Below are 12,482 nucleotides of genomic sequence, written 5' to 3' on the forward strand. Positions count from 1 at the left end.
GATGAAATGAAAAAACTGATTTTAGCTTCCATGTTGGCATTTGCCGCGACAGCTGCGGTCATTGCACCCACGCAAGCCGCAAGCGTGATTATCCAGTCCGACGACAACAACCAGTATTCACAGGACGATCAGTCCGACAACGGCGAAATTGTCGTTCGTCGCCATCACCGGTATAACAACGACAACCAGTATGGTGACGATCAGAACGGCAGCGTGCAGTACGGTGACTACAACGATGGCGAGTATCGCCGCCACCACCGGCATCACCGCTGCCATATCGAACTGGTCAAGCACTGGCGCCACCACCACAGGGTGATCGAGGAGGTCCGCGTCTGCGGCTGATGCCTAGATAAACCGCCCAGCGAAAGCCGGCCGGTTTCGCTCTGGCATGACTAGCTGACGAAATAGCGCTGCCATTCGAAGTCGGTGATGTGCGACGCCTGCCAGGCGTCGAACGCCGCCTGCTCGGCCCGCCGGCTCTCGGCATAATTGTCGCGGAAGGCATCGCCGAAGGCATCAGCGCAGAAATCCGAGGCGGCGAACGCCTCGATCGAAGCATTGAGCGTGCCCGGCAGCTTCGGCTTGTCGAGATTGGCCAAGTTCGACGTCACCGGCGCTTCGAGCGGCAGCTCCTTCTCAATCCCCTCGCAGCCCGCCGCCAAGATCGCGGCAATCGACAGATAGGGATTGATGTCGGCGCCAGGCGCGCGATGCTCCAGCCGGCAGGCGCCGTCATTCGGCGTGGTGATGGCGCGGATGGGTGCTGTACGGTTCTCGAACCCCCAGGCGACGTCCTCCGGCGACCAGGCGCCACGATCGAAGCGGCGATAGGAATTGACCGTCGGCCGAAACAGCAGATGCGTTTCCTGCATCCGGTTGAGCAGGCCGGCAAGGAATTTGTCGGCGACCGGCGTCAGCCGGTTCGGACCGGCGGCGAAAGCCGGCTTGCCGTCGCGCCACAGGCTGACATGGTGATGCGCGCCACAGGCGCTTTCCTTGCCTGGCGGCTGGAAGCGCGTCATGAAAGTGGCGACCAGGCCACGCTCGGCGCACAGTTCACGCAGATGCAGCTTGGCGCGCATGGCGTCGTCGGCTGCCTGCAGCGCCGATTTCGGCGTCAGCGCGTATTCATACATGCCATAGCCATATTCGGTGACCAGCGAGGCAACGCCGATGCCGATGCTCTTCATGCGGGTGATGAATTCGGCGGCAAAATCCTGATATTCGCCGCTGCGCACCAGATCATAATTGATCAGCGAATGGCCCCAGGGCTTCAGCTCGCGGTAGCGCCCGGCGCGCATCAGATCGTGGTCGGCGTGGAAGATGCCGAACTCGTATTCGAGTGCGATCATCGGCTCGTAGCCGAGCGCCCGGGCGCGTTCCTCGACGCGGGCGAGCACGCCGCGCGGATCGAACGGGCAGACCGCGCCGTCGAGCATGTAGGAACTCGTGATGGCCGAGGCGAATTTCGGCTTCCAGCCGTGCTGGACGACCGTCGCCGGATCGATGATCCCCTTGATATTCGGGAAGCCATTCTCGTCATTGGCGCTCGGCGAGGCGAAGGCGACATCGCCCATCGGCTGGCCGTCGCCATGGGTGACGCAATACAGGATGGCGTTGATGGATTCGCCATAGGTCGAAAGCTTCAGCGGCGCGATCTTGGAGCGGAACGCTCCTGATGTGTCGACCGTATGCATCTCGATGAATTCGACGCCGCGCGTCGCCAGTTCGCGCTGCAGCGCCTCCAGCTTCGGCGCATACTCTGCAGCCTTGTCCTCAAATTCCACGTTCAGACCTCCACCAGGAAAACTCGGAGCAATTCCAGGAAAAGTGTGAAACGGTTTTCCGTCCGGAATTGCGTTAGAAGCGTTAGAAGAAAGAGATAGACGCTTCGCTATTTTGCGTTGCGCCTGAACAATCGCGACAGCAGTTCATCGAGCTCGTAGCGGCCGCTGATGCCGCTTGGCCGAAAAGCCATGCAAAGCACGATGACGACGCCGAGCGCCACACCCGACAGCCCGAGCAATTGCGGCAGCTGGATGCCGGCGATCGTCACGCCGGATTCAATGCTACGGATGAATTCGAGCCCAACCGAAAGCACGATCACGCCGGTGACCGCGCCTGTCACCGTCGCCATGCCACCCAGGATCAGCATCGCCAGCGTGTTGAAGATCATCTGGAAGTAGAAAAGCTTGGGACTGATCGTGCCCGCGAAATAGGCGTAGAGCACGCCGGCCAGGCCGCAGATCAGCGCCGACAGCACCCACGACATCAGCCGCAGGCCCCGGGCGTCGATGCCGAGCGCTGCCGCGGCTTGCGGGCTCTGGGCGCTGGCGCGGAGCTGCAGGCCCCAGCGGCTGTCCTTGAACAGCCGCGCCAGCACGATCACCACCACCGAAAACACCATCATCCAGGGCAGGCCGACCACCTTCGGGATGCCGAAGAAGGCCTGGTTGCCCTTGAACAGGTTGGTCCAGTTGAGAAACACCGAATGGACGATGATCAGCAGCGCCAGGCTGACGATGGTCGCGGCGACGCCCGACAGGCGGCTGATCACCTTACCGCTGACGGCGGCGACGATGCCGACCATGATGAGCGCGATGAGCGCCGACGACACCGGATCGAGTTGCAATGTGGCGAAGCCGAACGGCGCATTGGGGATCGACAGTTTCTTCATGGCCAGCGGCGTCGACAGGATGGCGACACCATAGGCGCCGAGGCCGACAAAGGCGCTGTGGCCGAGATTGGCGATGTTGCTGTTGCCCATGAACACCTGCAGGCCGACGACGACGATCAGGTTCACGAAGGCGCCGAGCGCCAGATAGGTGTAGTAGGTCGGTGCGAAATTCAGGATTAGCAGCCCGACCACCAGCACCGGTAGCGACGTCACCAGGCCACCGATGAGCGAGCGCGTCAGCGCAGCACGGGGCTGTGCGACAGCAGCAGGCGGAGATGCGGTCTCTTCGATTGCCTGCGACACCTCAAATCTCGCCACCTTCAAATCTCCTTGTCGCCGAGTTCGACCCGCTGGCCGAGCAGGCCTTCCGGCCGGTAGACAAGCAGCGCGACGATGATCACGTAGGTGAGCGCGTCCTTGAAGCCCCCATATTCCTGCGGCAACGCAACCAGCAGACCGACCTCGATGAAGCCGAGCAGCATGCCGCCGGCCGCAGCGCCCGCCAGCGAGCCGAAGCCGCCGATCACGCAGGCGACGAACGCCTTCAGCACCAGGCTGAAGCCGAGATCGGGCGAGACGCTGCCGCGCCGCGCGATGATGAAGACGGCGGCGATGCCGGCCAGCGCGCCGGAGATGGCGAAGGCGGTGGCGATCACCCGGTTCGCCTTGATCCCCATCAGCCGCACCGTGGCGAAATCGCGCGACGCCGCGCGGATGGCTAAGCCCAACGTCGAACGGTTGAGGAAGAGCACCAGGGCCAGGATGGTCAGGCCGGAGACGATGAGCTCCATCACCTGCAGCGACGACACCGCGAAGGGGCCGAAGAACCACATCTGGTTCAGCCCATTGAGGATCGAAACCGATTGCGGCTTTGGCGAGATCAGCAGCATGAACAGGTTCTGCACGACGATCGAGACGCCGAAGGCGGTCAACAGTCCTGTCGTCGTCGGCGCATAGCGCACCGGCCGGAACGCCACCCGCTCGAAAGCGATTGCCGCAAGTGCCGCGGCAGCGACAGCAAGCAGCACGGCGACGAATGGCGAGGTCAGTCCGAGCGCGGCCGCCAGGAACACGCTGTAGGCCGAGACGCCGATGATCTCGCCATGGGCGAAATTGACCAGGCCCATGATTGAGAACACCACGGCGAGGCCGAGCGCCACCAGCGAATATTCGGCACCGAAGGCCAGTGCATTGAGAAGCTGCTGCAAGGCATAATCCATGTCGCCGCCTCCCCGCCGATATAGAGGTTGAAGAGACCGTGTTCGTCCGCAAGGCTGGACGGCGGCCCGCTGTGGCGAAGCGTGCCGGCACTGACGACATAGACGCGGTCGGCGAAGCGCAGCGCCTGCCTGGCGTTCTGCTCGACCACCAGCAGCGTCAGCCCTTCCGCCTTAAGCTCGCCGATGAAATCGAAGATCTGCACCACGATCTTCGGCGCCAGCCCCAGCGACGGCTCGTCGAGCAACAGCAGCTTCGGCCGCGACATCAGCGACCTGGCAATGGCCAGCATCTGCTGCTCGCCACCGGAAAGCGTACCGGCCGCCTGCCCGTAGCGTTCGGAAAGCACCGGAAACAACGCCAGGAAGCGCTCGATGTCCTGGCGCACGCCCTTGGGATCGCGCCGTATCGCCGCACCAAGCCGCAGGTTCTCGCCGACCGTCAGATTGGCGAAGATGTGCCGGCCTTCCGGCGTCGAGGTCAGGCCGGCGCGAATGCGATCCTCGGTGCGGACACGCGAAATGTCCTGGCCGTCGAGAACGATGCGGCCGGAAGCCGGTGTGACCAGACCCGTCAGCGCATTGATGGTCGAGCTCTTGCCGGCGCCGTTGGGGCCGAGCAGGGCGACGAGTTCGCCCCGCCCGACCTTCAGGCTGAGGTCGCGCACCGCGCTCACCGCGCCGTAGCGGACAACCAGATTGTCGACGCTCAGCACGACAGCGCCTGCGCTGCGAAGGCTCGATCCATCATCGCCTGACCTACCTGCCTCAGTTCAGTGCCGGAACGAAGGTCGGCGGCGTGTCGGTGATCAGCACCCGCTTGCCGTTCGCAAATCCCATCACCGGCACCGCCTTGACCGGATAACCCTTCTTTTCGGCAAAGGAGATGATCGGCGCCGTGGTCCCGGGATAGCCGCCCGGCGCACGGATCGCCTCGCGCAAGGCGGCGGGCTCGACCGTGCCGGACTTCTTCGCCGCCTCGTAGCTGATCTGCACCATGTCTGCGCCAAGCGCGTCGAAGATGCCGTTGATCTTGTAGCCGTCGGCCTTGCACTGGGCCAGGAACTTGTCGATCGGGCTGTCTACGCCGGTCGCGCCATGGGTGGCGAACATCACCTTTTCCAGCGAGGCCGGATCACCGACGGTGCCTTCCAGCGACTTGTCGTCGAAGGCGTCGCAGCCGGCGACCCAGCCATCATAGCCATTGGCGCGCAGCTGGCGGATAAAAATGCCGACATCCGGCAGCACGCCGCAGATGTGGATGGCGTCCGGCTTCTGCGGCAACGCCTTGATGCTGGCGATCTGCGGCGACCAGTCTGATGTGCCCCAGGAATAGTTGAGCTTGGAGACGACCTTGCCGCCGAGATGCTCGAACACCTCGCCGAACCATTCCGGCAGCTTTTCCGAGTAGGAACCGGCATCGGGCGAGACCATCAGCGCCACGGTGCGCGCGCCCTTGCCGTAGAGCGCATTGGCGGTCGCTGCCGCATTGATCGGATCGGGCACCGCGCCGGCGATGAAATTGTCGAGGCCGGCCTGCTGCATCTCGAGCTGCGTGTTCGGCGCCGAGAACACGGTGGCGCCATAGGGCGCCGCGATCTGCGCCGTCGGGATCAGCGCATCGGGGAACGGCACGCCGGTAATGATCTGGGCGCCGGCATCGAGGAATTTCTGGCCGAGCGACACCGAAAGCTGCGGATCGGAGCGGTTGTCCTCGATCATCAGCTCGACCTTGGGATCGCCGGCGCCGGCAGCCTTGTTCAATTTGTCGGCCATGCAGCGTGCCCCTTCGGCCTCGCTGTAGGGTGCGTAGGTGCCGGTCATCGCCACCGCGAGACCGATCTTCAAATCGGCGGCCCCGGCATGCGTCACCTGCAAAAGCCCCGCCGCCACGACCGCGGCCCCCAAAATCATCTTGTCCATTGAACCCCTCCTTCTCCCTTGTTGTTGACGTTGCGGGGCGCCGTCACGATGTCTCGGACTGCCCGACATAAACCTCGATGACGCGTGGATCGCGCCACACCGCTTCGGTCTGCCCGGACGCGATCACCTGGCCCTGGTCCATGACGCAGAGCCGGTCGCAAAGCCGGTTGATGAAGCGCAAATCATGATCGATGACGATGGTCGCGCAGCCGACATCCCTGCGAATGCCCTCGATCGCCACCGCGAGCGTTTCGGACTCACCTTCATTGAGACCGGCCGCCGGCTCGTCGAGCAGCAGCAGCGACGGCCCCAGCGCCAGCGCGCGGGCGATTTCGAGCCGGCGCTGGCTGCCATAGGACAGCGTGCCGGCCGGAACGTCGGCGAAGCCGTCCAACTGATATTGGGCAAGCAGTTGATCGACGCCGATGCGTGCCGCCGCTTCCGGCCGCACCGCCTGGCAGGTGATATGGGCGACCTCGACATTCTGCCTAACGGTCAAATCCTTGAACAGCCGGATGGTCTGGAACGTACGCGCGACGCCCGCCCGGGCGCAGTACTCGGGGCCGTGGCCGGTGATCTCCTTGCCCGCCAGCCTGACACTGCCGGTGTCCGGCTTGAGCACGCCGGAGATGGCATTGACCAGGGTCGATTTTCCGGCGCCATTGGGGCCGATCAGGCCGAGGATTTCGCCGGCCTCGCAGGCCAGCGAGGCACTGCGCAACGCCTGCACGCCGCCAAAGGTCTTGCTGACTGCCTCAACCGACAGCATCGGTCACATCTCCCATCCGGCCGATGGCTATTTCTCCTGTCGGCCGGTCAACAGGATGCTAGACCCCGGACTTTTCCATAACAAGTATTTTTTTCCATTTTAGAAAATATTCTTAGAGGGCTCGAACTTTCGAGCCCGGATTCCGGTCAGGCCGGGATCAGACCCCGGCTCCGGCCGGGAGCCCGTCGCGCGGCACGGTGTTCGACATCAGCATGATCACCGGCTCGTCGCCCAGCGCGATATAGGCATGCTGCATTTCGCCGTCGAAAAGGATGCTATCGCCCGGCTGCAGCACTGTGGGATCATAATGGATCGTGTGCAGTTCCAGGCTGCCGCTCAGCACGTGGATGAATTCCTCGCCCGAATGGCTGCGCCAGCCGCCGTTCTCCTCGAAGCTCCTCGCACGCAGCGTGACACGCCAGAAAATGTTGGTCTTGTCGCGAAAATCGCTGCACAGGACCTCGAATTCCATCGCGTTGCCCTGGTGCAGGATGCCGCTGCCGGCGCGCGTGATCGAGCGCCGCGCCTGCATGCCCGGCTTCGGACTGAACAGGAAGGAGGCCACCGGCACATGCAGCACCCCGGCGATCATCAGCGCGACGTCGACCGTCAGCCGGGCCTTGCCGTTCTCCAGTTTCGACAATTGTGAAACCGAAAGACCGGAGCGTTCGCTGAGATCGCGCAGCGTGATGTTCTGCTCCTTGCGGGCATCGCGGATCTTGCTGCCCACATTGCCCTGCATCGTCCGCGCCCTTGGCTGTCGTGTTTCCAATTTGACAAGCTCTAGCCGGGCGGCCTTGGGGCGTCCAGCCTCTAGAACAATTCCAGGAAAAGTGTGCGGCGGTTTTCCCGGGAAAAGCCCATCGCGCTTTCCCTGGGGAATTGCGTCAAAACAAAGAGATAAAGCGGTTCGCCATTCGGCGAATCGCCTTAGACGGCTACGGCTGGCTTCGGCCATAGCGACATCGCGACGGTGGCAAAGACATCCTCCAAGGTGCGGCTGACGAGCTCGAATGTTTCCGGATCGGAAAGCAAGTCGTTGCGGACTTCGAGATAGAGGCAAGGCCTGCCCTGCTCCAGCCCGTGCCGGTTCAGCGTGTAGCCAACGGCCTGGCGCCAGTCATACGGCTCGTTGTCGCCGATCCTCAACCCGGCCTCGGCACCCCGCGCGCCAAGCGTTTTCAACACCGAGGTGACGAAGGGAGATGGCTCCCGCCACAGCACGCCGATGTCGACATTGCGCCTGACACCGCCCATCACCGGGGTGAAGGAATGCACAGAGATCAGCGCCTGCCGGCCCGCAGCGGCCTCGATAACAGCCTGTTCGACCGGTGCCCAGGCGATCATCTTGCGCAGCCTGACATCGACTGCATCGGGTGCGAGATTACCGGGCACCGGAATGCCGCCGAGGTCCGGGCGCATGAAATCCCATTCGCCGGCGGGCCTGTTGTAGTCGAGGAACAGCCGCGAATAATGAGCAACCACGGCCGGCGCTCGCAATGTCCGCGACAGCCGGCGCGTCAAGGCATCGATACCGATATCGACAGCGAAATGTGTGCCGAGATAGGGCGCTGCGAGGCCAAGGTCATGCCATGGCGCGGGCACCAGATTGCCCGCATGTTCGGCGATCAGCATATAGGGGCTTGCCGCCTCGATCCGCAGCCGCTCGACGCTGGCGGCGGCCAGCGCGGCGATTGCTCCATCATCAAGCCCTGCAAGGCTCGCGGCGTTCACCGGGCCACCTCTAGATCAGCCGATGACGGAGCGGACATGGTAGGCCTTCGCCGCTGTCGCCTCCGCCAGGCCGGCGCGGCCATTGGTGCGGCCGAGGCCGGAATTCTTGATGCCGCCCCAGGGCAGATGCAGGTCGGCGTGGTCGCAGCGGTTGAGATACACCGTGCCGGCCTCGACCTCGTCAAGCAGCGCCACGCCGCGATCGATATCCCGGGTCCAGATCGAGGCGCTGAGGCCGAAATCGCTGTCGTTCATCAGACGGATCGCCTCGTCATCGCTGCCGACGGACTGGATGCAGGCCACCGGCCCGAACAGCTCGTCGCGCATGATCTGCATGCTGTGGTCGACACCGACCAGCACTTCTGGCGCGACATAGGCGGCGCCGAGGCCAGAGGCCTTGAGCGTGCCGTCTCGCGGCATCAGGCGCCGGGCCCCTGCCCGCACCGCCTGCTCGGTGAGATCGCGGATCGTGTCGGCGGCACTCGCCCGCACCACCGGGCCAACCATCGGCTTCTCGTCAAAGGGATGTCCAATAGTCCATTTCGCCGTCTCGGCGACCAGCGCTTCGACGAAGCGGTCATGGATCGCCTTGTCGACATAGATGCGCTCGACCGAGCAGCAGGACTGGCCGGCATTGGAATAGGTGCCCTCGGCGATCTGCGGGATCGTTGCCTCGAGGTCGGCATCGGCGCGGACATAGGTCGGATCCTTGCCGCCGAGTTCGAGATGAACCTGCGTGAAGGTGCCCGCGGCGGCGGCATGGACGCGCCGGCCGCCATTGACCGAACCGATGAAATTCACCGCGTTGAAGGCGCCTGACGAGATCAAGCGCTCGGCATCGGCATGATCGAGATGCAAGCTCTGGAACACGCCCTCGGGGCCGCCGGCGGCACGGAAGGCCTCTTCCGCGAGTTCGGCAATCAGTGGCGTCTGCGGCGAATGCTTGAAGATCACCACATTACCGGCGGCGAGCGGCGCGGTCACAAGATAGCCGAGCATGGCGGTCGGATAGTTCCAGGCGCAGATCGACAGATGCAAGCCGCCCGCCACCGGCTTGGCATAGCGGCGGATGGTCTCATCCGAAGGATATGGCACATCGGCCAGCGCTTCCGGTGCGATGTCGGCAAGCAATTGTCCCACCAGCGCCAGGCGCGGCGTCTCGTCGGCCTGCCACAGCGGCCGGCCGATCTGCCACGCCACCATCTCGGCCAGCGGCATTGCCCGCGCCTTCATCTCCTCGCCGAAGCGCAGCAGGATCGCCAGCCTCTCGGCCAGCTTCGTCCGCCGCCAGGACGGCAGGGCTGCACGCGCCCGGGTCAGCGCTGCCTCGATGGTGGAACCGTCCGCATAAGAGCGCGTCGTATAGATCGAGTCGTCGACGGGAGAAGTCACGGAAAAGGTCCGCGCGCCGGAATGCAGGTTCATGCTGTTGAAATCCATCCGAGCTGAGGGGGCACTTTGGGTACGATATCGCGATTTTCCATTTTGGCAAATTTTTTCTAATACCGCTTGATGGATTTTTAGTCCGCCCCTATTGTCCTTTCGATCGGCATTTCGGCAGAAGCAGACGAGGGGTTCAGATGATCGCTTACGATTTCACCGGCAGGCATGCGGTCGTCGCCGGCGCAGGCGGCGGCATGGGCGAGGCGATCACGCTGGCGCTGCTCGATGCCGGCGCCTCCGTCACCGCCATCGACGTGAAGGCCCGGCCGGCCTCCCTCGCTTCTTACGACGACAGGCTCACCTTCGCGCAGGGCGACCTCACCGACGCCGCCTTTGTCGAACAGACGATCGGTACGGCGGGCCGCGAGCGCGGCGGCATCGACTATCTCGCCAATGTCGCCGGCGTGCTGTGGTTCGGTCGCGACAAGTCCGCCCTCGAGATGGATCTCGACGTCTGGGACGAGGTGTTCAGGATCAATTTGAAATCCTTCGTACACACGGCGCGCTCGGTCGTCCCGCATATGCGCTCGGGCGGACGCGGCGGCGCCATGGTGCATTTCTCGACCATCCAGTGGTATCGCGGCGACGCCAACCCGCAGGACGCCTATCAGGCATCTAAGGCCGGGGTCTGCGCGCTCTCGAAATCGCTCGCCATGCAGCTGGCCGGTGAGCGCATCCGCTCCAACGCCATCTGCCCCGGCATGGCGCTAACCCCGTTGCAGGCGCGCTGGGACACCGAGGAGAAGCGCTCGGCCGTTGCGAGCTACGCGCCGCTCGGCCGCATCGGCACGCCGCAGGACATGGCTAACGCGGCCCTGTTCCTGCTTTCCGACGCGGCGAGTTACATCACCGGCATCGAACTCGCCGTCGACGGCGGCCTGCTGATGCGCATGTAGCCAGCACGCCCGCTGCCGGGCTGTGGCGGCACCGGCGCCAAGACCATAGCTGCGGTCATCGCCGCGGCACGCATGGTCGCAAAGCCTGCAACAGGGAGAATGAGACGGCATGACATGCCGGGTCTCTCAGCGATCACAATCTGTCAACTTTCCGTTCCTTGCCGTCTAACGGATTGGAACACCCCTATATGGAAATTGCGGGCCACGAACCGCCGGCGATGGCAAGGATCATCGCGACGCGACGGAGCGGACGGCCCGTGTCCGGAAAGCGATATCCATACCGCTTTTCCCGTTGAAGGGAGGCGCGACCATGCGCAATTTCACACCAAGGATCATAGCAATCGCATCGCTACTGGCGGCGGTGCCGCTATCGAGTGCTTACGCGGTACACCGCCACAGGGTCGAACCGCAGGGGCATGTCTGTCGAGCCAAGAGCGGTCCTCGACCAGTTGCAGGGCGTGAAGCAGGGGATTATCGAGGCAAGGGATGCCAAGGCGATCACCCCTGAGCAGGAGCACGATCTGATGATGAGGGCCGACAGCATCCATCGCTCGGCCACGGGCGGCGGCGCGTACCAAGGTTTGCTCAGCCAGATCGAGAATCTGGATCAGCGACTGCAGGATGATTCAGGCGGCGGCTTCTACATCGGCGACGGTGCCGATGGCGGCTATTATCCAAACGGCTGACGCAGGCCGACAATGATCGCACGGCGCCTCCGGCGATTTCCGGGGGCGCCGGTTTTCCGACAGCATATAGAAGAAGGCAAAACCTACTGAGCCGACGCGACAGCGGACGCGACGTCTCCTATGCTCTGGCCGTAGCAATCAGTTCGCACGCTGCGCCATGAACTGGCCGCTATCGGACAGGCCTCTTCTCCAACTTTGGTACCCTCTGGACACGGCTGTGGAAGGCTGAAAAATGTGGAACGCAACTCCGCGTTTGGAGTTGAATCGGAACATGAGGAGGATGGCGCTGAATCTGGAAGACATTGCCGGCCATCCGGCCCTGCATCGCCATGTTCAGGCACAGTCGCTGGCGCTGATCCGTATCTATGAAGAGAGCCCGCGGCTGGCTTCCATTTTCGCCACGCAGCAGCGTTGGCTGATGGGCCATGTCGGCCTTGCCATGCATTTCAGGCGCGACCCGAACGACCGGCGCAAGGAGTTGACGGTATCGCGTTTCATCGAGTTCGTGCACCGGCACGCTGTGGCCAGCCGCAACACGGCGGACGCCTTCATCAAGGAGATGCTGCACTACCACATTGCCGAGTATGTGTCGGGCGGGGACGGCCGTACGCACCCCTTGCAGCCGACGGCGGCAACCGTGCAGACTTTTACCGGTTGGGTCCTTGCCCATCTGCAGACGCTGGACCATCTCGACGGCGCTGACCGCTTGGCCAGGTTCCTGGAACACCCCGAGATGGTTGCCAGGCTGCAGCCTCTGGTGGCGGACGGCCTGCTTGCCTCCAAGCCGGTGCGCGAGCCCAACCAGACATTCTCCCTGTTCATCTGGCTCAACAATGGCGGCATCGTCATGGACTGGCTGATGTCGGGCATCGACCCCGATCATGCCGGTCTGGAGCAGATTCCAACGAGCGTGGTTTCGATCGGAGATTTCGCCAAATGGCTCAAGCTCTCGCGGACACACCTGGCCCGCAAGCTGCGCGCCGCCGAGGAACTCGGCAGCATCGGCTGGCTCGGCCCGCGCGGTCATTCGGTGATGTGGGTGTCGAACACCTTCTATCAGGAGTACATGACCGTCCAGGCCGCCAAGCTGGCCATTGTCGATGCCGCCTTCAACGCCTGTTTTCCACCGGCCGCTGC

At 63.6% G+C, this 12,482-nt stretch carries 13 protein-coding genes; 4 read left to right on the plus strand and 9 right to left on the minus strand.

The features are described 5' to 3' along the window. The first annotated feature begins 6 nt into the window (after positions 1–6). Positions 7–342 (plus strand): hypothetical protein, encoded by a 336-nt coding sequence (locus EN993_RS08345; RefSeq protein WP_109659489.1) that lies wholly within the window; start codon positions 7–9, stop codon positions 340–342. A gap of 50 nt (positions 343–392) precedes the next feature. On the opposite strand, the gene EN993_RS08350 is transcribed toward EN993_RS08345, so the two are convergent. The 9 genes from EN993_RS08350 to EN993_RS08390 all read right to left on the minus strand — a co-directional run bounded on the left by EN993_RS08350 (position 393) and on the right by EN993_RS08390 (position 9,745). Next, the gene (locus EN993_RS08350; RefSeq protein WP_127262909.1) at positions 393–1,787 is read right to left on the minus strand and encodes a glutamine synthetase family protein; all 1,395 of its coding nucleotides are present in this window, start codon (positions 1,785–1,787) and stop codon (positions 393–395) included. A 107-nt stretch (positions 1,788–1,894) separates the two neighbouring features. Further along, positions 1,895–2,995 carry a branched-chain amino acid ABC transporter permease gene (locus tag EN993_RS08355; RefSeq protein ID WP_245468698.1) on the minus strand — a complete coding sequence of 367 codons (1,101 nt, stop codon included), beginning with the start codon at positions 2,993–2,995 and terminating at the stop codon, positions 1,895–1,897. Between the two features lie 2 nt (positions 2,996–2,997). Continuing rightward, positions 2,998–3,837: a branched-chain amino acid ABC transporter permease gene (locus EN993_RS08360; RefSeq protein ID WP_245468703.1), complete on the minus strand. Its 840-nt coding sequence runs from the start codon at positions 3,835–3,837 to the stop codon at positions 2,998–3,000. Then, positions 3,723–4,610 carry an ABC transporter ATP-binding protein gene (locus tag EN993_RS08365; protein WP_245468700.1) on the minus strand — a complete coding sequence of 296 codons (888 nt, stop codon included), beginning with the start codon at positions 4,608–4,610 and terminating at the stop codon, positions 3,723–3,725. Before EN993_RS08365 ends, EN993_RS08360 begins: the two co-directional genes overlap by 115 nt. 52 nt (positions 4,611–4,662) lie before the next feature. Next, positions 4,663–5,817, minus strand: coding sequence for an ABC transporter substrate-binding protein (locus tag EN993_RS08370; protein WP_164757578.1), 1,155 nt, complete (start codon positions 5,815–5,817; stop codon positions 4,663–4,665). A gap of 43 nt (positions 5,818–5,860) precedes the next feature. Then, positions 5,861–6,586: an ABC transporter ATP-binding protein gene (locus EN993_RS08375; protein WP_127262911.1), complete on the minus strand. Its 726-nt coding sequence runs from the start codon at positions 6,584–6,586 to the stop codon at positions 5,861–5,863. A 157-nt stretch (positions 6,587–6,743) separates the two neighbouring features. Beyond that, entirely contained in the window at positions 6,744–7,328 is a 585-nt protein-coding gene (locus tag EN993_RS08380) for an XRE family transcriptional regulator (protein WP_109659477.1), read from the minus strand. A gap of 188 nt (positions 7,329–7,516) precedes the next feature. After that, entirely contained in the window at positions 7,517–8,320 is an 804-nt protein-coding gene (locus EN993_RS08385; protein ID WP_109659475.1) for an N-formylglutamate amidohydrolase, read from the minus strand. 15 nt (positions 8,321–8,335) lie between these two features. After that, positions 8,336–9,745: an aldehyde dehydrogenase family protein gene (locus tag EN993_RS08390; protein WP_109661243.1), complete on the minus strand. Its 1,410-nt coding sequence runs from the start codon at positions 9,743–9,745 to the stop codon at positions 8,336–8,338. 155 nt (positions 9,746–9,900) lie between these two features. Between EN993_RS08390 and EN993_RS08395 the strand changes: the two genes are divergently transcribed. The 3 genes from EN993_RS08395 to EN993_RS08405 form a co-directional block, all read left to right on the plus strand. Further along, a complete protein-coding gene (locus tag EN993_RS08395) occupies positions 9,901–10,659 on the plus strand; it encodes an SDR family oxidoreductase (RefSeq protein WP_109659473.1) in 759 nt (252 codons plus the stop codon). Between the two features lie 416 nt (positions 10,660–11,075). After that, positions 11,076–11,345: a hypothetical protein gene (locus EN993_RS08400; protein WP_245468702.1), complete on the plus strand. Its 270-nt coding sequence runs from the start codon at positions 11,076–11,078 to the stop codon at positions 11,343–11,345. Positions 11,346–11,625: 280 nt separating this feature from the next. Beyond that, positions 11,626–12,482 (plus strand): hypothetical protein (locus EN993_RS08405; protein ID WP_164757579.1); only part of this gene is annotated, 857 nt, incomplete at its 3' end.

Origin of the sequence: Mesorhizobium sp. M7D.F.Ca.US.004.01.2.1, assembly GCF_003997785.1 — a bacterium.
Taxonomy (GTDB): Bacteria; Pseudomonadota; Alphaproteobacteria; order Rhizobiales; family Rhizobiaceae; genus Mesorhizobium; species Mesorhizobium loti.